The organism is Actinomadura miaoliensis (genome assembly GCF_039536785.1).
Lineage (GTDB): Bacteria > Actinomycetota > Actinomycetes > Streptosporangiales > Streptosporangiaceae > Spirillospora > Spirillospora miaoliensis.
The window spans coordinates 105,327-130,428 of the sequence record NZ_BAAAZG010000051.1 but is presented as its reverse complement, the minus strand read 5'-3'; the positions used below and the strand labels follow the sequence as shown (position 1 = coordinate 130,428).

Annotated in this window: 24 protein-coding genes, 1 pseudogene and 1 riboswitch; of the genes and pseudogenes, 6 read left to right on the top strand and 19 right to left on the bottom strand. The window is 74.7% G+C overall.

What is annotated here, in order from left to right; all coding sequences use genetic code 11:
• The 3 genes and pseudogenes from ABD811_RS32580 to ABD811_RS32570 form a co-directional block, all read left to right on the top strand.
• Positions 1-298: pseudogene (locus tag ABD811_RS32580) on the top strand (hypothetical protein); the annotation flags it as partial.
• Complete coding sequence (locus ABD811_RS32575) at positions 291-1,715, top strand: YlbE family protein (protein WP_344955453.1); 1,425 nt, start codon at positions 291-293, stop codon at positions 1,713-1,715. The pseudogene ABD811_RS32580 and the gene ABD811_RS32575, both read left to right, overlap by 8 nt.
• 64 nt (positions 1,716-1,779) lie before the next feature.
• Positions 1,780-2,991, top strand: a complete 1,212-nt coding sequence (locus ABD811_RS32570; RefSeq protein ID WP_344955451.1) for a DUF6986 family protein — start codon at positions 1,780-1,782, stop codon at positions 2,989-2,991.
• Between the two features lie 15 nt (positions 2,992-3,006).
• Here the strand turns inward: ABD811_RS32570 and ABD811_RS32565 are convergent, their stop codons facing one another.
• The 5 genes from ABD811_RS32565 to ABD811_RS32545 all read right to left on the bottom strand — a co-directional run bounded on the left by ABD811_RS32565 (position 3,007) and on the right by ABD811_RS32545 (position 7,323).
• Positions 3,007-3,474 carry a nitroreductase family deazaflavin-dependent oxidoreductase gene (locus tag ABD811_RS32565; RefSeq protein WP_344955449.1) on the bottom strand — a complete coding sequence of 156 codons (468 nt, stop codon included), beginning with the start codon at positions 3,472-3,474 and terminating at the stop codon, positions 3,007-3,009.
• An 85-nt stretch (positions 3,475-3,559) separates the two neighbouring features.
• Positions 3,560-4,156, bottom strand: coding sequence for a nucleotidyltransferase family protein (locus ABD811_RS32560; RefSeq protein ID WP_344955447.1), 597 nt, complete (start codon positions 4,154-4,156; stop codon positions 3,560-3,562).
• Positions 4,156-5,274, bottom strand: a complete 1,119-nt coding sequence (locus ABD811_RS32555; protein ID WP_344955445.1) for an XdhC family protein — start codon at positions 5,272-5,274, stop codon at positions 4,156-4,158. The genes ABD811_RS32560 and ABD811_RS32555 overlap by 1 nt, the downstream gene beginning before the upstream one ends.
• Positions 5,267-6,403 carry a vWA domain-containing protein gene (locus tag ABD811_RS32550; protein ID WP_344955443.1) on the bottom strand — a complete coding sequence of 379 codons (1,137 nt, stop codon included), beginning with the start codon at positions 6,401-6,403 and terminating at the stop codon, positions 5,267-5,269. Before ABD811_RS32550 ends, ABD811_RS32555 begins: the two co-directional genes overlap by 8 nt.
• Positions 6,404-6,408: 5 nt before the next feature.
• A complete protein-coding gene (locus ABD811_RS32545) occupies positions 6,409-7,323 on the bottom strand; it encodes an AAA family ATPase (RefSeq protein ID WP_344955441.1) in 915 nt (304 codons plus the stop codon).
• Positions 7,324-7,478: 155 nt separating this feature from the next.
• Between ABD811_RS32545 and ABD811_RS32540 the strand changes: the two genes are divergently transcribed.
• The 3 genes from ABD811_RS32540 to ABD811_RS32530 all read left to right on the top strand — a co-directional run bounded on the left by ABD811_RS32540 (position 7,479) and on the right by ABD811_RS32530 (position 10,878).
• Positions 7,479-8,783, top strand: coding sequence for a sulfite oxidase (locus tag ABD811_RS32540; RefSeq protein WP_344955439.1), 1,305 nt, complete (start codon positions 7,479-7,481; stop codon positions 8,781-8,783).
• A gap of 64 nt (positions 8,784-8,847) precedes the next feature.
• Positions 8,848-10,248, top strand: a complete 1,401-nt coding sequence (locus ABD811_RS32535; protein WP_344955437.1) for a selenium-binding family protein — start codon at positions 8,848-8,850, stop codon at positions 10,246-10,248.
• The gene (locus ABD811_RS32530) at positions 10,249-10,878 is read left to right on the top strand and encodes a hypothetical protein (protein ID WP_344955435.1); all 630 of its coding nucleotides are present in this window, start codon (positions 10,249-10,251) and stop codon (positions 10,876-10,878) included.
• Between the two features lie 6 nt (positions 10,879-10,884).
• Here the strand turns inward: ABD811_RS32530 and ABD811_RS32525 are convergent, their stop codons facing one another.
• The 14 genes from ABD811_RS32525 to ABD811_RS32460 form a co-directional block, all read right to left on the bottom strand.
• Positions 10,885-11,508 (bottom strand): Uma2 family endonuclease, encoded by a 624-nt coding sequence (locus ABD811_RS32525; protein ID WP_344955433.1) that lies wholly within the window; start codon positions 11,506-11,508, stop codon positions 10,885-10,887.
• A 152-nt stretch (positions 11,509-11,660) separates the two neighbouring features.
• Positions 11,661-12,110 (bottom strand): PH domain-containing protein, encoded by a 450-nt coding sequence (locus ABD811_RS32520; RefSeq protein WP_344955431.1) that lies wholly within the window; start codon positions 12,108-12,110, stop codon positions 11,661-11,663.
• Positions 12,100-12,975 carry an ATP phosphoribosyltransferase gene (gene hisG, locus ABD811_RS32515; protein ID WP_344955429.1) on the bottom strand — a complete coding sequence of 292 codons (876 nt, stop codon included), beginning with the start codon at positions 12,973-12,975 and terminating at the stop codon, positions 12,100-12,102. Before hisG ends, ABD811_RS32520 begins: the two co-directional genes overlap by 11 nt.
• A 42-nt stretch (positions 12,976-13,017) precedes the next feature.
• On the bottom strand, positions 13,018-13,530 hold the full coding sequence (gene ribH / locus ABD811_RS32510; protein WP_344955427.1) for a 6,7-dimethyl-8-ribityllumazine synthase: 513 nt from the start codon (positions 13,528-13,530) through the stop codon (positions 13,018-13,020).
• Positions 13,527-14,792: a bifunctional 3,4-dihydroxy-2-butanone-4-phosphate synthase/GTP cyclohydrolase II gene (locus ABD811_RS32505; RefSeq protein ID WP_344955565.1), complete on the bottom strand. Its 1,266-nt coding sequence runs from the start codon at positions 14,790-14,792 to the stop codon at positions 13,527-13,529. The genes ribH and ABD811_RS32505 overlap by 4 nt, the downstream gene beginning before the upstream one ends.
• Positions 14,793-14,824: 32 nt before the next feature.
• Positions 14,825-15,463 (bottom strand): nicotinamide mononucleotide transporter family protein, encoded by a 639-nt coding sequence (locus ABD811_RS32500; protein WP_344955425.1) that lies wholly within the window; start codon positions 15,461-15,463, stop codon positions 14,825-14,827.
• Entirely contained in the window at positions 15,460-16,059 is a 600-nt protein-coding gene (locus ABD811_RS32495) for a riboflavin synthase (RefSeq protein ID WP_344955423.1), read from the bottom strand. Before ABD811_RS32495 ends, ABD811_RS32500 begins: the two co-directional genes overlap by 4 nt.
• Positions 16,060-16,162: 103 nt before the next feature.
• Positions 16,163-16,293, bottom strand: a riboswitch (FMN riboswitch).
• A gap of 113 nt (positions 16,294-16,406) precedes the next feature.
• A complete protein-coding gene (gene rpe / locus ABD811_RS32490) occupies positions 16,407-17,081 on the bottom strand; it encodes a ribulose-phosphate 3-epimerase (protein WP_344955421.1) in 675 nt (224 codons plus the stop codon).
• A gap of 12 nt (positions 17,082-17,093) precedes the next feature.
• A complete protein-coding gene (locus tag ABD811_RS32485) occupies positions 17,094-18,059 on the bottom strand; it encodes a phosphatase PAP2 family protein (RefSeq protein ID WP_344955419.1) in 966 nt (321 codons plus the stop codon).
• 125 nt (positions 18,060-18,184) lie between these two features.
• The gene (locus ABD811_RS32480) at positions 18,185-19,615 is read right to left on the bottom strand and encodes an RsmB/NOP family class I SAM-dependent RNA methyltransferase (protein ID WP_344955417.1); all 1,431 of its coding nucleotides are present in this window, start codon (positions 19,613-19,615) and stop codon (positions 18,185-18,187) included.
• Positions 19,615-20,541, bottom strand: coding sequence for a methionyl-tRNA formyltransferase (fmt, locus tag ABD811_RS32475; protein WP_344955415.1), 927 nt, complete (start codon positions 20,539-20,541; stop codon positions 19,615-19,617). The genes ABD811_RS32480 and fmt overlap by 1 nt, the downstream gene beginning before the upstream one ends.
• A gap of 1 nt (position 20,542) precedes the next feature.
• Positions 20,543-21,088, bottom strand: a complete 546-nt coding sequence (gene def, locus ABD811_RS32470) for a peptide deformylase (protein WP_344955413.1) — start codon at positions 21,086-21,088, stop codon at positions 20,543-20,545.
• A 68-nt stretch (positions 21,089-21,156) separates the two neighbouring features.
• Positions 21,157-22,833, bottom strand: coding sequence for a hypothetical protein (locus ABD811_RS32465; protein WP_344955411.1), 1,677 nt, complete (start codon positions 22,831-22,833; stop codon positions 21,157-21,159).
• A 17-nt stretch (positions 22,834-22,850) separates the two neighbouring features.
• Positions 22,851-24,983: a primosomal protein N' gene (locus ABD811_RS32460; protein WP_344955409.1), complete on the bottom strand. Its 2,133-nt coding sequence runs from the start codon at positions 24,981-24,983 to the stop codon at positions 22,851-22,853.
• Positions 24,984-25,102 lie beyond the last annotated feature (119 nt).

The following is a 25,102-nucleotide window of genomic DNA, read 5'->3' as shown; positions in this document are numbered from 1 at the left end:
CGAGCACGCCGCCGACCCCGCCTGCGGGGTGCTGCTGCTGGACGTGGTGCTCGGCCACGGCGCCGAGCCCGACCCGGCCGCCGCGCTGGCCCCGGCGATCGCGGCGGCCCGTGCCGACCGCGCCGACCTGGCCGTCGTGGTGTCGCTGTGCGGCACGCCCGGCGACCCGCAGGACCGCGACCGGCAGGCCGCGGCGCTGCGGGAGGCGGGCGCGTCGGTGTTCGCCTCCAACGCCGAGGCCGCCCGCCACGCCGTCCGTCTGCTGCAAGGGCTCGTGGAAGGAGTCCCGGATGAGTGACGCGCGGCCCCGGCTGGGCGGACTGCTGACCCGCGAGCCGCGCGTCGTCACCGCGGGCGTCGGCGTGCTGGCCGAGGCGCTGGCCCAGCAGGCGGTGCCGGTGGAGGCGGTCGACTGGCGCCCGGCGCCGGAGGAGTCGCTGCCCGCGCTGAACGCCGTGCTCGGCGACCCGCGCCGGGCCGAGGCCAACGCCCGCGCCGTCGGGCGCATGCTGTCGGCCCGGCCGCACCTGGTGGACGTGCGTCCGGCGTCGGAGGTGCTGGGGCTGGAGCCGGGCGCGTTCCTGCACGCCGGCCCGCCCCTGGAGTGGGACCGCGCGTCCGGGCCGATGCGCGGCGCGCTCATGGGCGCCATGCTGCTGGAAGGGCTCGCCGGCACCCCCGAGGAGGCCGAGCGGGCCCTCGCGCGGGGCGCGGCGACGCTGGAGCCGTGCCACCGCCACGGCACCGTGGGGCCGATGGCGGGCGTGGTGAGCCCGTCGATGTGGATGCTGGTGGTCGAGGACGCCGAGCACGGCGGCACCGCCTGCTGCTCGCTCAACGAGGGCCTGGGCAAGGTGCTGCGGTACGGGGCGTACGGGCCCGAGGTGCTGGAGCGGCTGCGCTGGATGGGCGCCGTCCTCGGCCCGCTGCTGCGCGACGCGGTGCGCCGCCACGGCCCGATCGACCTGGTCGCGCTGATCGCGCAGGCCCTGCAGATGGGCGACGAGCTGCACAACCGCAACCGCGCCGCCACGTCCCTGCTGGTCCGCGAGCTCGGCGCCGACCTGGTCGCCGCCGACGCGCCGCGCGCGCACGTCGCCGAGGTGTTCCGGTTCGTGGCGGGCAACGACCACTTCTTCCTGAACGCGTCCATGGCCGCCGCCAAGGCCGCCGCCGACGCCGCCCGCGACGTCCCCGGGTCCACGCTGGTGGTGGCGATGGCCCGCAACGGCACCGACTTCGGCATCCAGGTGTCGGGCACGGGCGACCGGTGGTTCACCGGCCCCGCGCAGGTGCCCGACGGGCTGTACCTCGGCTCCTACGGCCCGGCCGACGCCAACCCCGACATCGGCGACTCGGCCATCACCGAGACCGCCGGGATGGGCGGGTTCGCGCTGGCCGCGGCGCCCGCGATCGTCCGGTTCGTCGGCGGGGAGGTGCCGGACGCGGTGGCCGCCACCCGCCGGATGTACGAGATCACGCTGGCCGAGCATCCGGCGCTGCAGATCCCGCTGCTGTCGTTCCGCGGCACCCCCGCGGGCGTGGACGTGACCCGGGTGGTGCGCACCGGAATCCTGCCGGTGATCGACACGGGCATCGCCGGGCGGGAGCCGGGCGTCGGGCAGGTCGGGGCCGGGCTGGTGTCGCCGCCCGCCCGCGTCTTCGCCGACGCCCTGGCGGCCCTGGCCGCCGCCGTCCGGCCGGGGCCGGCGTGACCGGGCCGGCGATCGGCCCGCCGACCGCTGCGCAATCCGGGTGATCTTGGGGGATCATGGCGGGGTGAACCTCAGCGTTGCCTCGATCGACGACCTGTCCGCCCGTGTCGACGCCGTACGCGCCGAGCACGACCGGCACTTCCCGGGCCCGGCCACCGGACGCCAGCCGGTGCACACCGTCTACGTCCCCGCCGACCGGTTCTCCCCGTCCACGCCCACCGACTTCGGCGCCGAGGCGCTGCGGCTGCTCAACACGCACACGCCCGGCGCGGGGTCGTTCGGCACCGCGTTCGGCATCGACCCGGAGATCGCCGGGACGGTGCGCGAGCGGGTGGCGGCCAAGCTGGCCGCCGAGCCGGTCGAGGACGTGCGCGTCGACTTCGAGGACGGCTACGGCGTGCGCGACGACGCCGAGGAGGACGCCCACATCGCCCAGGTCGTCGAGGCCGTCGCCGCCGCGTACCAGGGCCGGACGCTCCCCCACTACTGGGGCCTGCGGGTCAAGTCGTTCGCCGACGGCGGCCACGTGCGCGCCATGCGGACCCTGGACGGCTTCCTCACCGCGCTGCGCGACCGGCTCGGCCGGCTGCCCGGCGGGTTCACCATCACCTTCCCCAAGGTGGTGATGGCCGAGCACGTGACGATCTTCGTGGAGTACCTGGAGCGGCTGGAGGCGGCGCTCGGGCTGCCCCCCGGGATCCTGCGCTTCGAGGTCCAGGTGGAGACCACCGAGGCGATCATCGACCACGAGGGCCGGTTCGGGCTGCGCGCCATCGTGGAGGCCGCGGCCGGGCGGCTGACCGCCGCGCACTTCGGCGTGTTCGACTACACCGCCGCGTGCGGGCTGCCGCCCGCCGAGCAGCGCCTGGACCACCCCGCCTGCGACTTCGCCCGGCACGCCATGCAGGTGTCGCTGGCGGGCACCGGCGTGCGGCTGTCGGACGGCTCCACCAACGTCGTCCCGCGCAACGACGGCCCCGACGAGGTCAACCACACCTGGGCGGTGCACGCCGCGCACGTCCGGCACTCCCTGCGGCACGGCTTCTACCAGGGCTGGGACATGCACCCGGCGCACCTGCCGAGCCGCTACGCCGCCGTGTACGCCTTCCACCTGTCCGGGGTGGACGAGGTGATCGGCCGCGTCCGGGCCTGGCACGAGCAGGCCGCGGGCAAGGGCGACGGCGTCCTCGACGAGCCCGCCACCATCAAGGCCCTGACCGCCCGCCTGCGCCGCGCCGTCGACTGCGGCGCCCTGGACGAAAGCGTCCTGCCGTGACCATGTGGGGTGCGGTCACCTGACCTCCGGCTCGCAGATCACCACGGGGATTTCGCGGTCGGTCCAGGACTGGTAGTCGGCGTAGTCGGGGTACATGGCGACCAGCCGGGGCCACAGCGCCTGCCGTTCGGACGCGTCGGCGGTGCGGGCGCGCATGGGACGGCGGTCCGGCCCGATCTGCACCAGCACGTTCGGGTTGGCGGTCAGGTTGTGGTACCAGGCGGGGTGGCGCGGGTGGCCGCCCACCGAGGCGACGATCACCACGCGGTCGCCGTCCGGCATGTACAGCAGCGGCTTGGTGCGGTGCGTGCCGCTGCGGCGGCCGATCGTGGTCAGCAGGCACACCGGCGCGCCCGAGCGCGGGAACCGGCGGCCGAGCCGCCCGCCCGACAGCCGGTACAGCGCCACGTGCGTCGCGCTGGTGACCTTCATGAATCTGGAGAAGGCGGGATTGTCGAGATGGGCTGGGCGGGGCTTGGACATGACGACCTCCACCGGACGGCCGGACCAGTGCGGTCCATCCGACCCGAAGCGATCACCACAGTCAACGGGACATGCGGCACGGGCGTCAGCGGGCGTCTCCGGACGGCCGGGTGAAGGCGGCCAGGTCGGCGGGGGTGTCGATGTCGTCGGGGGCGGCAACGTCGTCGCAGGGGACGGGCGTGACCAGGTCCGGACGGGCGCGCAGGAACGCGCGGGCGCCCATGTCCCCGACGGCGGCCTCGGCGGCGTCCGCGAAGTGCTCGCGGGCGATGAGCACGGGATTGCGCGGCGCCCCGCCGTAGGTGGCCACCGCGACGCGGGCGCCGCCCCTGTATGCCTCGACCAGCCGGCGCACGGCGGCGGCGCCGACGCGCGGCTGGTCGACCAGCGCGACGACGACGGCGGGCGCGTCCGGCGGCAGCGCCGCGAGCCCGGCCCGCAGCGACGACCCCATGCCGGTGCGCCAGGCGGGGTTCGGCACGACGACCGCACCGGTCACCTCCACGGGCGCCGCCCCGGTCACCACGATCACCGGGGCGCAACCGCCCTCGCGCAGCACCCGCACGCCGCGGTCGACGAGCCGTTCGCCCTCGACCTCCACCAGCGCCTTGGGCCGCCCGAGCCGCCTGCCCGCACCGGCCGCCAGCAGCAGCCCGGCGGGACCTTCGCCGTGGACCGCCATCAGCCGGCGTCGCCGTGGATGCGGCCGGACGTGGTGCTGAGCGGGCGGCCCGAACCGCCCCAGCGGAGCTGGATCAGCTCGGCGGCGATCGACACGGCCGTCTCCTCGGGGGTGCGGGCGCCCAGGTCCAGGCCGATGGGCGAGCGCAGCCGGGACAGCTCGGCGTCGGTGAGCCCGGCCTCGCGCAGGCGTTTCGTCCGGTCGTCGTGGGTGCGGCGCGACCCCATGGCGCCCACGTACCCGGCGGGGGTGCGCAACGCGACCTGCAGCAGCGGCACGTCGAACTTGGGGTCGTGGGTGAGCACGCAGATCGCGGTGCGCTCGTCCACGTCGATCTCGTCCAGGTACTTGTGCGGCCACTTCACCACGACCTCGTCGGCCTCGGGGAACCGCTTGGACGTGGCGAACACCGGGCGGGCGTCGCACACGGTCACGTGGTAGCCGAGGAACTTGCCGACGCGGGCGACGGCGGCGGCGAAGTCGATCGCGCCGAACACCAGCAGGCGCGGCGGCGGCGCGAACGAGTGCACGAACACCGACAGCTCGTCCAGGCGCCGCTCCCCCTCGCGGCCGTAGTGCCGCTGCCCGGTCAGGCCCTGGGCGAGCATGCCGCGCGCGTCGTCGTCCACGGCGGCGTCGAGCCGGGCCGCGTGCGGCGCGCCGGGCGCCAGGCTGCCGGACGCGCGGTCCGCCCAGATGACCCGGCGGGCGCCGAGCCGTCCCGGCCCGCCCACCACGGTGGCGACCGCCACCGGCTCGCGCGCCTCGATCGAGGCGGCGACCCGGTCGAACTCGGGAAAGGTGGCCGGGCCGACCGGCTCCACGAGCACGTCCAGGATGCCGCCGCAGGTCAGGCCGACGGCGAACGCGTCGTCGTCGCTGACCCCGTACCGCTGCACGACCGGCTCCCCGGACGCGATCACCGACTGCGCCAGGTCGTACACCGCGCCCTCGACGCAGCCGCCCGACACGCTGCCGACCACCTCACCCGACGGTGACACCGCCATGGCCGCGCCGGGCGGGCGGGGCGCGCTGCGGAAGGTGTTCACCACGGTCGCCAGCCCGAACGTCTCGCCCGCCGCGTACCAGGACGCGATGTCGCCGAGCACGTCACGCATGGGCGCCTCCCCTGTCCTGCCTGCTGGACGTCCCGACCAGGCGGGCGAGTTCCTGCAGCGCGCCGAGACTGTGCCCGGAGGTGAAGTCGTCGACGTGCGGCAGCGCCGCCGCCATGCCCGCCGTGAGGGGTTCGTACCCGGGACGGGCCTTGTGCGGGTTGGCCCACACCACGCGGTGCGCCAGCCGCGCCAGGCGGCGCATCTGCTCGCCGAGCAGCGTCGCGTCGCCGCGTTCCCAGCCGTCGGAGGCGATGACCACCACGGCCCCGCGCGCCATGCCGCGCTGCCCGAACCGGTCGAGGAACTCCTTGAGCTCCGCGCCGAGCCGGGTGCCGCCGCTCCAGTCGGGGATCGCGGCCGACACCGCCGCCATCGCCGTGTCGGGGTCGCGGTGCCGCAGCTCGCGGGTGAGCCGGGTCAGGCGGGTGCCGACGCTGAACACCTCCACCGTCCGGCCGCCCGAGCGGGCCGCGGCGTGCGCGAACCGCAGCAGCGCATCGGCGTAGGGGCTCATCGACCCGCTGACGTCGACCAGCAGCACCACGCGCCGCCGCCGGGTGCGGTGGGCGCGGTGCCTCAGCAGCGAGATCTCCCCGCTGCGGCGCAGCACCTCGCGGACGGTGCGGGCCGGGTCGAGCCGTCCCGCGGGGGCGGGCGCGAACCGGCGCGACCGGCGCCGCGCGGACGAGGCGTCCAGCAGCGCGATCAGCCGGTTGATCTCGGCGCGTTCGGCGGGGCCGAGCCGGGCCACGTCGCGGTGCCGCAGCACCTCCACGTCGCTGGCGACGGCGAGCGCGGCGTCGGCCGGGTCCCCGGCGTCGCCGGCCGCGGCGCCGGACTCGGCGGTGGCCCGGCGCACCACCACCGGGGGCGGCGGACGGCGGCCCGGACGCGCCGTCCGCCCGGAGAAGTAGGCGGCGAAACAGCGGTCGTAGCGGGGCAGGTCGTCGGGGTCGGAGCACAGCGTCAGCCGTCCCGCCCAGTACACGTCGGCGGGATCGAGGACGTCGAGGTGGTCGAGCGCGGCGAGCATGGCGTGCACGCGTTCGGGATCGGCGCCGACGCCCGCCGCGCGCAGCGTGCGCGCGAACCCGACGATCGTGTCGGTGACGTCCCGCGTCGCACCCATCGCCGTCACGTCCCGCCGGGCGGGCCGCCGCCGTCGACCAGCGCGGCCAGGCCGTGGCCGCGCACGCGCTCCTGGTCCTCGCGGTACTTCAGGACGGTGCCGAGCGTCACCGCCGCCACGTCCGGGTCCAGGTCGCGGACGCCGAGCGAGACCAGCGCCTCGGTCCAGTCCAGGCTCTCGGCGACGCCGGGCGGCTTGAGCAGGTCCTGGGCGCGCAGCCGCTGCGCGGCGCGGGCGACCTGCCCGGCCAGCCGCTCGGACGCGCCCGGCAGGCGGCGCCGGATGATCGCCACCTCCCGGTCGTAGGAGGGGTGCTCCAGCCAGTGGTACAGGCAGCGGCGCTTGAGCGCGTCGTGCACCTCGCGGGTGCGGTTGGACGTCACCACCACGACCGGGGGCCGTTCGGCGCGGATCGTGCCGAGCTCGGGCACCGAGATGGTGAAGTCGCTCAGCACCTCCAGCAGGAACGCCTCGAACTCGTCGTCGGCCCGGTCGATCTCGTCGACCAGCAGCACGCTGGGCACCGTCTCCAGGGCGCGCAGCAGCGGCCGGGCGACCAGGAACCGCCGGTCGTACAGTTCGCCCTCCAGCCGGGCGACGTCGGTGACCCCGGCGGCCTCGGCGGCCCGCAGGTGCAGCAGCTGGCGGGGGAAGTCCCAGTCGTAGAGGGCCTGGGCGGCGTCCAGCCCCTCATAGCACTGCAGCCGGATCAGCGGCGCGTCCAGCACCCTGGCGAGCGTCTTGGCCAGCTCGGTCTTGCCGACCCCGGCCTCGCCCTCCAGGAACAGCGGCCGCCGCATCCGCAGCGCCAGGAAGCAGGCGGTGGCCAGGCCCTCGTCGCACAGGTAGCCGTGCCGGTCCAGCAGGCCCGCCAGCTCGGCGGGCGAACGGGTCTCGGCGACGGCCGCGGGCTCCCACACGCTGTCAGGCTACTCACCGGGCGCGCGTCTCTCACCGGCAGTATCCGCCGATTTCACGGCCCCCCAATTTTTGGTCAATCCAGTAGGGAAAGTTGACTTTCGGTCGCCGGTTCAGCAGCATCGCCGGTATGGACCTTGACGGTACGCAGCCGGACGTGAGCGGGGCGGATCTGACGGACGAGGCCGTCTACGAGCGGGTGCGGGCGGCGCAGTGGCGGGCACGGCTCGCCGGAGGGCTCTCCCGGCGGGCGATGTTCCGCCTCGGCGCGGGGGCGGCGGGCCTCGGCCTGGGCGCGGCCCTGACCCGTACGGCCGGCGCCGCGGCCGCCTCCGCGCAGACGCCGGCCGCTCCCGCGCAGGCGTCCGCCGGGCCCATCGTCAAGCCGCTGCCGCCCGAGCTGTTCGTCGTCCACGGCACCAACGCCGAGACGCGGTGGGAGGCGATGCGCGGGCAGGGCCTGCTCACCCCGGCCGACCGGTTCTTCGTCCGCAACCACGTGTCCACCCCGCTGATCGACGCGCGCACCTGGCGGCTGAAGCTGTGGGGCACCGGGCTGCACGGCTCCCCCACCGAGGACCGTCCCGTCGAGTTCACCTACGAGGACCTGCTCGGCATGCGGTCGGAGACGCTGACGGCCTTCATCGAGTGCACGGGCAACGGGCGCAGCTACTTCACCTCCCAGCAGGGGCAGCAGGTGTCCGGCACCCCCTGGAAGCTCGGCGCGGTCGGCGTGGCGCGCTGGCGGGGCGTTCCGCTGGCGGTCGTCCTGGAACGTGCCGGGCTGACCCGCCACGCCGTGGACGTCCTCCCCCGCGGCCTGGACCCCGACTACACCGACGGGGGCGAGAACCTCGGCCGCGTGCGCCGGCCCCTGCCCGTCGCCAAGGCCCTCAAGGACGTACTGCTGGCCTACGAGATGAACGGCGCGCCCCTGCCGCCCGACCACGGCTACCCGGTGCGGCTGGTCGTCCCGTCCTGGGTGGGCATCGCCTCCATCAAGTGGCTCGGTGACATCCAGGTGGCCGACCAGCCTCTCTTCTCCCCCTGGAACACCCGCTACTACCGGCTGTTCGGGCCCGGCTACCCCGAGGAGGGCAGCGCGCCCCTCACCCGCATGAACGTCAAGAGCGCGTTCGAGCTGGCCTGGGACGCCGCCCTGGCCGCAGGCCGCACCCACGTGCTGCACGGCCGTTCCTGGTCCGGCAACGGACGCGTACGCCGCGTGGAGGTCAGCGTGGACGGCGGCGCCACCTGGCGGAACGCCCGCCTGCACGGCCCCGGCCTGGCGCGCGCCTGGGTGCGGTGGGAGCTGCCCTGGCGTCCCCCCGGCCCCGGCCGTCACGAGCTGCTGGCGCGGGCCACCGACGAGACGGGCGCCGTCCAGCCCGCCACCGCGCCCCACAACACCCTCGGCTATCTCTTCGGGGCGGTAGTCCGGCATCCCGTAACGGTCACCTGACCGGTCCCGGCACACCGCCCCGCACCAACGTGACCCCGAACCGACGAATGGGTAGGAGCCTGCCATGGCACTGTGGAAGCCGGACCCCACCTTCTACGCCTCGCCCAGGGAGGCCGTGAACGCGCCCCCGGAGACGCTGGCCTACGTCGCCGCGTTCGACCGGGCCGCCGCGAAACCCGACGCCATCGCCGTCCTGGACGTGGACCCAGACTCCGGCTCCTACGGCTCCGTGGTCGGATGGACCGAACTGCCCAACCTCGGCGACGAACTCCACCACTTCGGCTGGAACGCGTGCAGCAGCGCCCTGTGCCCCTACGCGCCGCACCCCCACGTGGAACGCCGCTACCTGATCGTGCCGGGGCTGCGGTCGTCGCGCGTCTACGTCCTGGACACCAAGGACGACCCCAAGAAGCCCAGCATCGTCAAGACCATCGAGCCGGAGGAACTGGCCGAGCGCGCCGGATACTCGCGCCCCCACACCGTCCACTGCGGCCCCGAGGGCCTGTACCTGACCGCACTGGGCGGCGCCGATGGACAGGACGGCCCGGGCGGGATCGCGCTGCTGGACCACACCTCGTTCGAGGTGCTCGGCCGGTGGGAGGTCGACCGCGGCCCACAGCACCTGGCCTACGACGCCTGGTGGCACATCGCCCACGACGTCCTGATCACCTCCGAGTGGGGCACCCCGTCCATGGTGGAGGACGGCGTCGTCGGCGAACTGCTGCTCGGCCGCAAGTACGGCCATGCCCTGCACTTCTGGGACCTGCGCAAACGCTCCCACGTCCAGACGGTCGACCTGGGCGACGAGCACCAGATGGTGCTGGAGCTGCGACCCGCCCACGACCCGACCAAGCTGTACGGGTTCGCCGGGGTCGTGGTCAGCGTCGAGGACCTGTCGGCCTCGGTGTGGCTGTGGCACCGCGACGGCGACCGGTGGGCCGCCCGCAAGGTCATCACCATCCCCGCCGAACCGGCCGACGCCGAGGATCTCCCGCCGGTCATCCAGCCGTTCGGCGCGGTCCCGCCGCTGGTCACCGACATCGACCTGTCCGTCGACGACAAGTGGCTGTACGTGTCGTGCTGGGGCACCGGCGAGCTCAAGCGCTACGACGTCAGCGACCCGTTCAACCCCGTGGAGGCGGGCTCGGTGCGCATCGGCGGCATCGTCGGCCGCACCCCGCACCCCGCCGCGCCCGACCTGCCGCTGGCCGGAGGCCCGCAGATGGTGGAGGTCAGCCGCGACGGCCGCCGCGTCTACGTCACCAACTCCCTCTACGGATCCTGGGACGACCAGTTCTACCCCGACGGCGTGGGCGCCTGGATGGCCAAGCTCGACTCCACCCCGGACGGCTTCGCGTTCGACGAGCGGTTCTTCCCGCACGGCGAGGAGTTCCGCGGCCTGCGTCCCCACCAGACGCGCCTGCAGGGCGGCGACGCGTCCTCCGACTCCTACTGCTACCCGTAGATGACCAACGGCTCCCTGGCGGCGCTGGTGGCACTCGGCGCCTTTCACGGCCTCAACCCGGGGATGGGCTGGCTGTTCGCGGTCGCCCGCGGCCTGCAGGAACGCAGCCGCGCGCGGCTGCTGCAGTCGCTGCCCGCCATCGCCGCCGGGCACGCCGCCTCCGTCGGCGCGATCGCCGTGCTGGTCTCCCTCACCCGCTCGGTGACCACCACCCGCGTGATCGCCATCGTGGGCGGGGCCGTGCTCGTCGGCTTCGGCCTGTGGCGCCTGCTGTCGCAGCGGCACTTCCGCTGGGTCGGCATGCGGCTGTCGCTGTGGCAGCTGGCGGGCTGGTCGTTCCTGATGTCCTCGGTGCACGGCGCGGGCCTGATGCTGCTGCCCGTCCTGACCAGCATGCCCGCGCCGGAAGGCCACGACCACGGCCTGCACGCCGGCGGTGGCGCCCTGTCGGCGGGGATCTTCGTCACCGGCGTGCACACCCTGGCCATGTTCGCCGTCGCGGGCGTCGTCGCCGTCGCCGTCTACGAGTTCCTCGGCCTGACCGTCCTGCGCCGCGCCTGGCTCAACCTCGACCAGATCTGGGCCTTGGCCCTGATGGCCGCCGGCACCGCCACCCTCCTCACCGCCTGACGCCCCTCAGTCCCTCTCGTGTACCTTCCGGCCGACGCGTGTCAGGCCGATGTCGATGTCGAACGGCACCGTGAGCTTCAGCCGATCGTGGTAGATGCCAGTGGGAGAGTACGCCCCGGTAGCAGGGTCCAGCTCGTACACGTACACGACCGCACGAAGGTCGTCCGCTTCCACTCGCCAGTAGTGCCGGATTCCGGCGGCCGCGTATCTGAGCGGCTTGGTGTCCCGATCCCGATCCTCTGAGTCCGGCGACACCGCCTCCACCACCAGCGAGACGTCCTCGGGGTGGAAGTAGGTGAGCTTCTCTGCGAACAGCCGCTCATGCGCCTCTTCGGTAACGACCAGCACATCAGGCTCGGGGCACTGGCGCTTGGCGAGCTTGATGGTCATCTCTCGTTGCGCCCTGAACCCGGCGGGCGCCTGCTCGTCAAGCCTGAACCAGAGCAGGTTGATGATCCATTGATGCCACGGCTGTTGTGGGCTCACGAAGACGAGACTCCCGTCGATCAGCTCCGTGTGCCGGGGGAGGCCGCGCATCTTGAGGAAGTCGTCGGCGGTGAACCCGCCCGGCGGGGGGATCATCCATTGTGGCACCGACAGCGTAGTCGCGTCGTCACTTTCCGCAGGCATCGCACTCACCCTCCCTAGTTAAGCTCAATGCCCTCGCCGCGCGCATCCGAACAGGGAGAGTCAAGCCTGATCACCATGCGTCCCCGCGGCCTTCGCGGCGCAAGCCGAGCCGACCCCCGGAAGCGGTCATCGCATCGCTGCGGGGGCGCAGGTCAACGGGGGTCGGGGGCTTCGGCGTGAGTCTTCAGGAGGGCCTGGAGCTGGGCGAAGTCGTGGGCGGCGCGGGTCTTCTCGGTGGCGTTGATGCCCATGACGCCCAGGGTGGTGCCGTCGGCCAGGTCGAGGGTGGGCCACGGGTCGCCGACGTTCATCGTCACGTCCACCACCTCGGCCCAGGCCAGGCGGCGGGTGCGGAAGGCGTTGACGACGGTGAGGCCCGACGTGTCGGCGGCCGCGTGGCAGCGGGCCAGCATGTGCAGGATCCAGGCCAGGCCCAGGCCGAACAGCACCAGCAGGATGCGGTCGGCGATCTGGAAGCTGGGGGCCACGACGATGGCGAGCACGACCATGCCGAGCACGATCACGCCCGCCATCGTGTAGGCCACGATCCGCGTGGTGCGCGGGCGCCACACCACCGGAAGCGCCGGGACGTCAGTCGACAATCTTGGAAATCGGGATCTCGAGGATGTCACGGGCACCGGCCGCCTTGAGCGCCGGGATCAGGGTGTTGACGCCGCGCTTGGCGACCACGCTCTCCACCGCGTGCTGGTCGCCGCCCGCCAGCGGCGTGACCGTCGGCGCGGACATCGACGGCATGATGTCCAGCACCGCGGGCAGCTGGTCGTTGCCGACGTTCAGCTTCAGCAGCACGTTGCCGCGGGCCCGGATGGCGCCCTGCAGCAGCAGGGAGACGTCCTCCATCGCCGCGCGCTTGGCCTCGTCCTCGTAGGCCTCGCGGTTGGCGACCAGCTCGGTGTAGCTGGTCAGCAGGGTGTCCAGGATGCGCAGCCCGTTCTTGCGCAGCGACGAGCCGGTCTCGGTGAGGTCGACGATCGCGTCCACGATGTCGGGCACCTTGGCCTCGGTGGCGCCGTAGGACGGCACGACCGTCGCCTTGACGCCGTGCTTGTCGAGGAAGCGCCGGGTCAGCGCCGGGAACTCGGTGGAGATCCGCACGCCCTCGGGCAGGTCGGACACCCGCTGCCAGGGGGCGTCGTTGGGCACCGCGATGATCACGCGGACCGGGTTGGAGGTGGCCTTGGAGTACTGCAGCTGCCCCAGGCTCACCACGTCGGCGTCGGTCTCGGTGATCCAGTCGCGGCCGGTGATGCCGAGGTCGAACAGGCCCTGTTCCAGGTAGGTCGGGATCTCCTGCGGGCGCAGCACCCGCACCCGGTCGATGCGCGGGTCGTCGATGGAGGCGCGGTAGTCGCGGTCGGAGGCGCGGCGGACGGTCAGGTCGGCCGCGTCGAACAGCTCCATGGTCGCCTTTTCCAGGGACCCCTTGGGCAGGACGAGAGACAGCACGGTGAAACCTTTCGAAGGATGGGATCGACGGAACCGGGACGTTCAGGAGCCAGGATGCTCCACGCCGTGCCCGGCGTGACCGTGATGCCGCAGCCCTCGCAGGGTCAGTGCCGTGTCGAGTGCGGCCACAGTCGCCTCCCATCCCTTGTCCTCGCGGCTGCCCGGCAGCCCGCTTCGGTCGAGTGCCTGTTCCATGGTGTCACACGTCAGGACGCCGTTGCCCACCGGTGTCGACTCGTCGAGCGCGACCCGCGTCACGCCGGCGGTGACCGAGTCGCACACGTAGTCGAAGTGGGCGGTCTCGCCGCGGATCACCGCGCCGAGGCACACCACGGCGTCCAGGTCGCGGGCGAGCCGCTGGGCGACCACCGGGATCTCCAGCGCCCCCGCGACGCGCGCGACGACGGGCTCGGCCACGCCGCACGCCTTGGCCGCGGCCAGCGCCCGCTCCAACAGGGTATCGGTGACCTGCGGATGCCAGCGTGTGCACACCACGCCGAGGGTCAGGTCGCGCGCGTCGACGACGGTGTCCTCGGGACGGCCCGTCCCGCTCATGAGAGCTCCTCCTTCGCCGCCAGGCCCTCGATCTGGTGGCCGAGACGGTCGCGCTTGGCCGCCAGGTAGCGGCGGTTGTGCTCGGTGACGACGGTGGGCAGGCTCTCGCGGCCCAGGATCCGCAGGCCGAAGCCGTCCAGCCCGGCGAGCTTGCGCGGGTTGTTGGTGAGCACCCGGACCGACCGCACGCCCAGCTCGCGCAGCATGTGCGCGGCGTTGGAGTACTCGCGGGCGTCGGCCGGCAGCCCCAGCTCCAGGTTGGCGTCCACGGTGTCGGAGCCGCCGTCCTGCAGCGCGTAGGCGCGCAGCTTGGCCAGCAGGCCGATGCCGCGGCCCTCGTGCCCGCGCAGGTAGAGGATCACGCCGCGGCCCTCGGCGGCGACGCGTTCCATGGCCGCGTCCAGCTGGGTGCCGCAGTCGCAGCGCTCGGAGTGCAGCACGTCGCCGGTCAGGCATTCGGAGTGCGCCCGCACCAGCACGTCCTCGCCGTCGCCCAGGTCGCCGAGGACGAGCGCGACGTGCTCGCCGCCGTCGATCTCGCTGGCGAACCCGACGGCCCGCCACATCCCGAACCGGTTGGGCAGCCGGGTCTCCACGACCCGGGTGACCGTCGGCTCGCGGCGGCGCCGGTACTCGGCGAGCTGCTCGATGGAGATCAGCCTGAGCCCGTGCTCCTTGGCGAACACCTGCAGCTCGGGCAGCCGGGCCATGGTGCCGTCGTCGTTGACGACCTCGGCCAGCACGCCGACCGGCGGCAGGCCGGCCAGCCGGGCCAGGTCCACGGCGGCCTCGGTGTGGCCGCGGCGGCGCAGCACCCCGCCGGGCCGGTAGCGCAGCGGGAAGATGTGCCCCGGCTGGACGAGGTCGGCCGGGCCGGTGGCGGGGTCGGCCAGCAGCCGGATGGTGTGGGCCCGGTCGGCGGCGGAGATGCCGGTGTCGATGCCCTCGCGGGCGTCCACGCTGACGGTGAACGCGGTGCGCATGGCCTCGCCGTTCTGCGCGGTCATCAGCGGGACGCCCAGCCGGTCCAGGTCCTCGCCGGGCATCGGCACGCAGATCACGCCGCTGGTGTGGCGGATGGCGAACGTCAGCAGCTCGGGGGTCGCCCTGGCGGCGGCGAAGATGATGTCGCCCTCGTTCTCGCGGTCCTCGTCGTCGACGACGAGGACGGGCCGGCCCGCCGCGATGTCGGCGACGGCGGCCTCGATGTCGTCGAAGACGCCCTCGGTGTCGGTCTGGGTGTCGGTCTGGGTGTGGGTCACGGTCTCGGTCACGGTGTCGGTCACGGTCTCGGTCAATTGGCCACCGCCTCGGGTCGGGGGGTATGCACGCTTCGCGCCTGCCAGATACGGCGCCAGTCGCGGTACCCGTTCAACACGAGTACCAAAAAGACGCCGTACACCGCGCCGGTCACCCACAGGCCGGACATCAGGGCCAGGGGCACGCCCACGAGATCGACCGCCAGCCAGATCCACCAGAAGTCGATCAGCGCGCGGCCCTGGGCGAAGGTCGCGGCCGCGCTGCCCACGAAGATGTAGGCGTCCGGCCAGGGCGCCCAGGACGCGTCGAAGTGCTCGAACAGCATCGCCACGACGACCGTCCCGGCCACCGTGGCGGCCAGCAGCGCGGTGCGCTCGCGGACGGTGCCGAAACGCACGGGCAGGCCGTCGGCCCGGCGCGTGCCGCGCGCCCACCTCTGCCAGCCGTACACCGCCAGCACGGCGAACATCACCTGCTTGAGCGCGTTGCCGGTGACGTGGGCGCTGAGGGACGCGGCGAACAGCAGCACCGATCCGGCCAGCTGCACCGGCCACGTCCAGACGGTGCGCAGCGTCGCCAGCCAGACCGTGCCCAGGGCGCAGGCGTTGCCCACCAGGTCGGTCCACAGCACCTTCTGCCCGGCGACGTGGAATCCGGCCTCGTACCAGCTCACGGGACCACCCGGCTCCCGAGCATGCGCTCGACGTACTTGGCCACCACGTCCACTTCGAGGTTCACCGGGTCGCCGGGCCGCTTGAGCCCGAGCGTGGTCAGCTCCAGGGTGGTGGGGATGAGCGCGACGCTGAAGCGGTCCGCGCCCGCCTCGACCACGGTGAGGCTGACGCCGTCGACGGTGATGGAGCCCTTGTCCACCACGTAGCGGGACAGCTCGGGCGGCAGGGAGAAGGTGACCACGTCCCAGCGTTCGCCGGGCTCGCGGGAGATCAGGCGGCCGACGCCGTCCACGTGGCCCTGCACCAGGTGGCCGCCGAGCCGGTCGGACAGGCGCACGGGGCGCTCGAGGTTGACGCGGGAGCCGGGGCCGAGCGCGCCGAGGCTGGAGCGATCCAGCGTCTCCTTGACCGCGTCGGTGGTGAAGACGTCGTCCTTGACCTCGACCACGGTCAGACAGACGCCGTTGACGGCGATCGACGCGCCGTGCACCGCGTCCTGCGTGACGAGCGGACCGCGGATGGTGATGCGCGCCGAGTCTCCGGCGGGCTCCAGCGCGACGATCTCGCCGAGTTCCTCGACGATGCCGGTGAACATGTCCCGGGGCCTCCTCATGCGTCGGCACGGGCTCCGGGACGTGCGTACGGTGCGTACGGCCGGCGTCCCCGTCCCGGCCGCCACGGCGGCGGAAAAGGACGCCTCGCGCGCTGCCTCCCATCCGGACTTTCACCGTCGGTCCCGGAATTCCACCGGGTCAACCGGCCGATGGATTCGGCCGGGTCGCGGACTGTCACCGCCGGTTCGGACTTTCACCGACCCCGGAGCACGCGTTCACTGCTGCCAACCAGTGTGCCATGCCGCGCATTCCCGGCCGGATGTGAGACTTCCCACGGCCGGATGTGGCCAACCTAGCGCTCGCTTGGTAGCGGTCCACCCGGCAGGGTTCAGCCGGCGGGGGCGGCGCGCTCCGCCTGGGCGCGCAGGCGGCGCACGGCGTCGGCCGGGTCGTCGGCGCCGTACACGGCGCTGCCCGCCACGAACACGTCGGCGCCCGCCTCGGCGCACCGCTCGATCGTCTCGGCGCTGACGCCGCCGTCGACCTGCAGCCACACGTTCAGGTCCCGCCCCTTGATCATCTGTCGGGCGCGGCGGACCTTGGGCAGCACCACGTCCAGGAACTTCTGCCCGCCGAAGCCCGGCTCGACGGTCATCAGCAGCAGCATGTCGATCTCGCCGAGCAGGTCCTCGTACGGCTCGACCGGCGTCGCCGGGTTGATGCCGAGGCCGGCGCGGGCCCCGGCGGCGCGGATGGCGCGCAGGGTGCGGATCGGCGCCTTGGCCGCCTCGGCGTGGATGGTGACGCTGCCCGCCCCCGCCTCGGCGTACTGGGGCGCCCAGCGGTCCGGGTCCTCGATCATCAGGTGGCAGTCCAGCGGCAGCGCGCTGTGCTTGAGCAGCGCCTGCACCACCGGCAGCCCGAGGGTGAGGTTGGGCACGAAGTGGTTGTCCATCACGTCGACGTGCACCCAGTCGGCGGCGCCGGAGATGGCGGCCACGTCGTCGGCGAGCCGGGCGAAGTCGGCGGACAGGATGCTGGGAGAGATCTGCGGTGCGGCCATGATGGACCGAGTCTATTGCCGCACCTCGGCGCGCTCCTCACCCGCCCGGGTGACCGCGCGGGTGGTGCGCGGCGCCAGCCCGAGCCGCATGAACGCCTCCGGCGCCCCGGCCGTCGCCCACAGCGCCAGCAGCGCATGCCCGGCGAATGCCTGCACCGGCTGGGTGCCGAGGAACAGCCCGAGGGTGTAGAACGCCGACACGCCCACCGCGCCCACCGGGACGCGCGCCAGCCGCCGCCACACCTGCCCGGACGCGTCGTACCCGCCCCGGTAGGCCATCCACGACAGGCCCGCCAGCAGGCCGAACAGACCGCCCGCCGCGGCCGCGGAGTCGCCCACGGTGATCGGCTCGACGCGGCCGCCGGCCGCCGCGATCGCGTGCGCCCAGGACGCGGGCCAGTGCCAGCCGTCCAGCGCCTCCACCGCGGCCCAGCCGAACCCGGCGAGGACCAGCGACACGCCCAGCGCCAGCCCGAGCTGCGCGGCGAGCGGACGCCGCGTCCACCACGGCACCACCAGCGGCTCCAGGTGCAGCCCGACCGCCAGCAGGACCGCGCCGATCGCGTACCCGGCGGCCACCTGCCCGACCGAGTGCACGCCCAGCACGACCCGCGACGCCCCGATCAGGCCGATCATCACCAGCGCGACCGCCCAGGCCGCGCGGCGCAGCGCCGGACGGCCCGCCGGTGCCCGCGCGGCGGCGAAGCCCCAGAACACCGCCGCGCTCTGGGCGTGCCCGGACGGCATGCCGAACGAGTCGCGCGGCTCGTGCCCGGTGATCGAGGTGTCGGTCCAGAACGGCCGCGGCTCGTGGAAGAACAGCTTCAGCACGGTGTTGAGCACCGTGCTGATCGTCAGCAGCACCGCGGCCCTGGCCCCCCACCGGGGATCCACGCACCAGTAGACGAGCACCAGAAGCGACAGGTAGACGCCGCCGCTCCCGATGAACGACATGGCCTCCATGAAATCGGTGAGCACCAAGGACTCCCCCGGGACGTTCCTGTCCGGCAGACCGCCAACGTTACTGAGACGTCCCCAGAAGAACCGCCGTCCAACACGCAAAGGTTCCCTGGCGTTACCGAGAGCAGGTCAGGGGGCGTGTCTCAGCGGCGGCGCAGCAGGGCCAGGAACATCGCGTCGGTGCCGTGCCGGTGCGGCCAGAACCGGGCGTAGCCGTCCTCGGCCGTCGCGACGCCGGTCAGGGCGGGCGCGACGGCGGCGAGCGCGGCCGGGGAGTCGAGGCGCTCCACGTCGTCGCGGCCGCGCAGCACGTCGTCCACGACCACGCTGGTCTCGGCCAGGTGCGGCGAGCACGTCACGTACGCGACCACCCCGCCGGGGCGGACCGCCTCCAGCGCCGACGTCAGCAGCCCGCGCTGCAGCGGCGTCAGCTCGGCCACGGCCTCGGGGCCGCGCCGCCACCGCGCCTCGGGACGGCGCCGCAGGGCGCCCAGGCCGGTGCACGGCGCGTCCAGCAGCACGCGGTCGAACGCGCCGGGACGCCAGGCGGGCGCGGTGCCGTCGGCGACGATCACGCCGGCGCGGTCGTCCACGGCGCCGCGGACCAGCCCGGCGCGGTGCGGCTGCACGTCGGCGGCCAGCAGGCGCGCGTCGCGCTGCGCGGCCACGGCCGACAGCAGGCCCGCCTTGCCGCCGGGCCCGGCGCACATGTCGAGCCAGCGGGCGTCGGGGCCGTCCAGCGGCACGGCGGCCAGGGCGAGCGCGACGAGCTGGCTGGCCTCGTCCTGGACGGCGGCGCGGCCCTCCTGGACGGCCGGGATCGCGGCGGGGTCTCCCTCGGGCAGCACCGCCCCGTAGGGGGAGTGCGGCGCCGGCTCGGCCCCCGCCTCGTACAACTCCTCCGGGGTGGCGCGGCCGGGCCGGGCCACCAGGGTGACGTGGGGGCGTTCGTTGTCGGCGGCCAGCAGCCGTTCGATCTCGCCGCGGTCGGGCCCGAGAGAGTCGCGCAGCGCCGAGACGATCCATGTGGGGTGGCTGTGCGCGACCGACAGCCGCGCCACCTCGTCGCCGCCCTCGGGCGCGACGATGGCCAGCCACGCCGTCAGGTCGCGGGTGGCGACCTTGCGCAGCACGGCGTTGGCGAACTTGGCGTGGCCCGGGCCGGCGACCGACCTGGCCAGGTCGACGGCGGTGCCGACGGCGGCGTGCGGCGGGATGCGGGTGGCCAGGATCTGGTGGGCGCCCAGCCGCAGCACGTCCAGCAGCGGCGGGTCGATGCGGCGCAGCTCACGGTCGCTGCACAGCGCCAGGACGGCGTCGTAGGTGCCGCGGCCGCGCAGCGTGCCGTAGGTCAGCTCGGTGGCGAGCGCGGCGTCGCGTCCGGTCAGGCCGCGCGAGCGCAGGCGGTTGGGCAGCAGCAGGTTGGCGTAGGCGTCGCGGGTCTGCACGGCCCGGATGACGTCGAACGCGGTGCGGCGGGCCAGGTCCTCGGGGGGACGGCCGGTGCGGCGGGGGCCGCCGGGCCGGCGGGGGGCGCCGCGGCGGCCGCGCTGGTTGCGGTGGGCGGGCGGCATCAGTCCAGGCGGTCCTCGTCGGTGAGCCGGACGCCGCGCGTCCAGTCGAGGGCGTTCATGCGGCGCTTGCCCTGCGGCTGGACCTCGCCGAGCACGACCGGGGACGTGCTCGTGCCGGCCAGCACCTCGTTCTTGCGCACGCGCAGCGCGCCGGGGGGCAGCGGGTCGCCGCCCACGCAGGGGCGGACGGGGCCGAGCTTGAGGCGTTCGCCGCGGAAGGTGGTCCAGGCGCCGGGCGCGGGCGTGCAGGCGCGGACGAGCCGGTCGACCCGCATGGCCGGGGCGGCCCAGTCGACCCGCGCGTCCTCCGGGGTGATCTTGGCGGCGTGCGAGACGCCGTCGCCGGGCTGCGGGCGCGGTTCCAGGATGCCCGCCTCGATGCCGTTCATCGTGTCGACCAGCAGCCGCGCGCCCGCGTGCGCGAGGCGCTCCATCAGCGTCCCGGCGGTGTCGTCGTCGCTGATCGGCTCGGTCAGCACCCCGTAGACCGGGCCGGTGTCCAGGCCCTCCTCGATCTGGAAGGTGGCGGCGCCGGTCACGTCGTCGCCGTGCAGGATGGCGTGCTGGACGGGCGCGGCGCCGCGCCAGGCCGGCAGCAGGGAGAAGTGCAGGTTCACCCAGCCGTGGCGGGGGATGGCGAGCGCGACGGGCGGCAGCAGCGCCCCGTAGGCGACGACGGGGCAGCAGTCGGGGGCGATCTCGCGCAGCCGGTCCAGGAACTCGGGGTCGCGGACCTTCGCGGGCTTGAGGACCTCGATCCCGGCCTCGGCGGCGCGCCGCCCGACCGGGCTGGGCGCCGGCCTGCGGCCGCGTCCGGCGGGCGCGTCGGGACGGGTGACGACGGCCGCCACCTCGTGCCCGGACTCCAGCAGCGCCTCCAGCGACGGCACCGCCGCCTCCGGGGTTCCGGCGAAAACGAGCTTCACCCTAGATGGCCTTCCCGAACGTGGGGTGCGGGGACTGCTTGACCACCGGCGCGGGCTCGCCGAACCACTCGGCCTCGCGGATCGCCTTCATCGCGGCCCTGCGCTGCTCGGCGTCCATCCGGTCGATGAAGATCACACCGTCCAGGTGGTCGGTCTCGTGCTGGACGCAGCGGGCCAGCAGGTGCGTGCCCTCCAGGGTGATCGGCTCGCCGTGCATGTTGAAGCCCTTGGCGACCGCGCGGACCGCGCGCGGCGTGGGGAACGACAGGCCGGGCAGCGACAGGCAGCCCTCGTCGTCGGTCTCCTGCTCCTCCGACAGGTCCAGGGTCGGGTTGACCAGGTGGCCGAGGCGGTCGTCGACGTAGTAGGTGAACACCCGCAGGCTCACGCCGAGCTGCGGCGCGGCCAGGCCCGCGCCGGGCGCGTCGATCATGGTGTCGGTCAGGTCCTTGACGAGGCGGCGCAGCTCCTTGTCGAAGTCCTTGACCGGTTCGGCCGGGGTGCGCAGCACGGGGTCGCCGAAGAGGCGGATGGGCTTGACGGCCAACGAGGACTCCGTTCCCTACGGTGCTTCTGCGAGTTCGCGCCCTGTCACGCGGTGGGTGTGCTCCCAGTCTACGAAGATCCGGAGGCGTCCCCGCCCCGCGGCGCCGCGCCGTTGCGGCTGGACCGCGCCTTGTAGGCGGCGGTGCGGGCCGCCTTCGCCAGCGCCTTGTCGGGGTGGTGGTCGCCCAGCGCCACGAGCACGTCGGTGGCGTCGGGGTGCTCGGCGCGCCAGATGTCGTCGATCAGCGCGCCCATGTCGGCGTCGGCCGGCGCCTTGGCCAGGGCCGCCCGCACCGCCTCGTCGGGTTCGGCGGTCTCCATCATCCCGGCGACCGAGTCGACGAACATCCACACGTACTCGGCGCGGCTCAGCTCGGCGCCGGGGTCGCCGTTGCGGCTCAGCCACAGCGTGGCGTACGGCCGGACGGGCGCGTGCCGCACGGCGTCCCGGACGGCGCCGGCGGCCTGCGGGCCGACGCGTTCGAGCACGGCGGCGGCCAGGTTGCGGGCGCCGGGGGTGCCGGTCCGCATGACCTCCAGCAGCTCGGCGGCGGCGTCGCGGGGGTCGCGGCGGGCCAGCCAGCCGTCGATCTCCTCGTCGGCGGTGTCGTGCCGGTGCCAGGTCAGCCCGGCCACCAGGTCCGCGGCCGGGACCTCCGCCAGCTCGCCCACCTGCGGCGCCACGAACCCGTCGGCCAGCAGCAGCTCCCGCACGCCCCACACGCCCAGCGGGGTGAGCGCGAAGCCGCCGTCGCGCGTCTCGGCCACGCCCCAGCGGACCAGGTTGTCGATCTCCTCGGCCAGCGCGGTCTCCACCGCGGCGGTCAGGGTCCGCCGGTCGTCGGCGACCTCGTACTCCTGCTCGACGTGGAGCATCAGCGCGGCCGCCAGCGGCTCGGGGGCGGTCGGCTCGTCCTGCTCGTAGAGGTGGATGAGCACGCCGGTCAGCTCGTTCTGCACCAGCTGGGCCGGGCTCAGGCCGCCGGACGGGTCGTGCTCGGGCACCGCCACGGCGTCGAACAGCCGCAGCCAGGCGTCCAGGACCGCGTGGTCGTCGCCGCCGGCGTCCTCGGTGATCCCCGCCTCGTCCGCGGCCTGCCGGAGCCGGTCGGAGCCGCCCGACAGCGCCTCGGCGACGAGTGGGGAGCGGCGCGCGGCGGCGGCCAGCTCGGCCTCGGGCGCCAGCCGGACCGGCGGGACGACCAGTTCCTCGGCCCGGCGCAGGTATTCCTCGGTGCGCGCGAACCGCTCGGCCTCCGGCAGCGCCTCGAACTCGCGCACCCACCGCTCGACCGCCTCGGCGTCGTCCGGGTCGACCCCCTCGGCCACCATCATGCCGTGGATCACCTCGGCCGCGGCCTGCCGTTCGGCGGTGTCGGCGGCCGTCACCACCTCGGCGAACCGGGGCGCGAGCGCGTCCAGCTCGGCGGTCAGCTCGGCGGCGCGCGCGGCCGGGACGGCGCCGGACTCGCCGAGGAACGCCACGAGGCGGTGCGCGGTGGCGAGGATGTCGGGCACCTCGTCGGCGCCCGCGACCACCGTCTCGGGGAAGACCTCCAGCAGCAGGCGGCGCAGCAGCGCGGGCGTCAGCCCGTCCGGCCCGGCCAGCCCGAGGTCGTCGCGCATGAGGTCGAGCAGCAGCCGCGCGCCCCGCGGGTCGACGGACTCGCCGTCGTGCTCGTCCGCCCACTCCCGCAGCGCGTCGTCCACGCCGCTGACCCAGTCGTCCACCCAGTTGTCGGCCACTCGGAGAACCCTAGTGGTCAGACCAGCTCCAGGGGGTCGATCTGGACGCGCACCGTTTCCGGAGCTTTACGCGCGCTGCGCACTCCCTGCGCCTCCTTCAGCGCGCGGGCGAGCGCGAGCCCCGCGCCGCGCGGCACCCGGATGAGGGCGCGTTCCCTGCCCTGGGCCTCCCTGTCGGGGGACGCGCCGGAGGGCGGGGTGGGCACCGGCACGGGGCCGAGCACCTCGGCGCCGTCCGGCAGGCGTGTCTCGGCCAGCAGTTCGCGGACCGCCGCCGGGGACGCGGTGAGCGAGGCCATGCGCACGGCGGGCGGGAACCCCACGCCGCGCCGTTCGGCCAGCTCCCGTTCGGCGAACGTGACCGGGTCCCAGCGAATGAGCGCCTGCACGGCCGGGAGCGACCCGTCGGCGGCCACCACGACCGGCGCCGAGGGGCGGACGAGCGCGGCGGCGTTCATCCAGCGGCGCAGGGTCTCCTCCCCCGCCCGCAGGTCGGGACGGCCCAGCAGCACCCAGCCGTCCAGCAGCAGCGCGGCCGCGTAGCCGCCGTCCGCGACCGGCTCGGCGCCGGGGGTGGACACCACCAGCGCGGGCTCCGCGCCGACCGTGTCGAGCACCCCGTCGCGCCCGGAGGTCCTGACGTTGACGCCGGGGAACGCCCTGCCCAGCTCCTCGGCCGTGCGCCGCGCCCCGACGACGACCGCCCGCACGTGGATGTGCCCGCACTGGGGGCAGCGCCAGTCGCCCGCGATCCGCCCGCACCAGCGGCAGTAGGGGGTGGCGTGCGACGACGTCAGCGCCAGCGGCCCCTGGCAGGCGCCGCACCGGGCCGGGCCGCGGCAGCGCCCGCACGCCAGGCCCGGCAGGTAGCCGCGGCGCGGCACCTGCACCAGCACCGGGCCGTCCCGCAGCGCGCCCCGGGCCGTCTCGAACGCCAGATGCGACAGGCGGGCGGTGCGGGCGGCGCCGTCGCGGGCCAGCTCGGCGTCGTCGCCGGCGGGCCGCACCCGCGGCATGACCTGGCGGACGCGGGTCCGCTCGGGCGCCAGCGCGTGCGCCCAGCCGGTCTCCACCAGCTGGGTGGCCTCGGTGGTGCGGGTGAACCCGCCGAACAGCGCGGCCGCGCCGCCCCGGTGGGCGCGCAGCGCCAGCACCTCCCGGGGATGCGGGTACGGGGCGTGCGGCTCGGCGTGCACGTCGTCGCCGTCGTCCCACAGCACGACCAGGCCGAGGTCGGCGACGGGCGCGAACATCGCCGCCCGGGTGCCGACGACGGCGCGGGCGGTGCCGCGCAGCACCGCCAGCCAGCGCCGGTAGCGTTCGGCGGGGCCGGGCTCGGCGGTCAACGCGACGTGCCGTCCCTCCCCCAGCTCGGCGGTCAGGGCCGCATCCACGCGGGCCACGTCGCGCCCGTCGGCCAGGACGACCAGCGCGCCGCGCCCGGCCGCCAGCGTCACCGCGACGGCGCGGGCGATCGCCGCCGTCCACGCGGGGCCGGGCAGGGCCGTCCACACCGCGCGGGGCGCCCGCCCGTCCGCCAGGGCGGCCAGGAACGACGGCCCGGCCGGGTACTCCCGCCACGGCCCCGGGTCGGGTGCCGGCCCGTCCGCGTCGGCGGCGGGGGCCGCGGGCGGCTGCTCGGCCTCCACCCGGGCGTGCCGCGGCGGGATCGCCAGGCGCAGCACGTCGGCGAAGGTGCCCGCGTACCGGTCGGCGACCTCGCGGGCCAGCGCCGCCACCTGCGGGGTCAGCACCGGCTCGGGCGAGACGACCCGCTCCAGGTAGGCCAGCCTGCCCTCGTGGGCGCTGTCGGCGACCCGGTCGAGCAGCACCCCGTCCACCAGCTGACCGGCGAACCGCACCCGCACCCGGCATCCGGGCACCGCCTGCGCGTCGAGCTGGGCGGGCACCAGGTAGTCGAACGGACGGTCCAGATGGGCCAGCGGCACCTCCACCGCGACCCGCGCGACCGGCAGCGTCTCGGCGGGCGTCCGGGCGCCCTTCCTGCCCGCGCCCTTCTTCCCCGCGCCCTTCTTCTCCGCGCCCTTCTTCTCCGGACGCCCGTCCGGACGGGCGGGGCGCTCGGCGGCCACGCGCGGGACGTCGTCCAGCCCCGGGATCAGCTCCGCTCCCCCGCCGTCGTTGCTCACGCCAACCGTCCTACCAGATCAGGCCGACGCCACGGCGGCCACGGGGCCCGGGCCGCCGCCGCGCACGGTTTGTAAGCCGCGGCGAATTCATTGGATTATTGCCCGATGCTCCGAGCGTC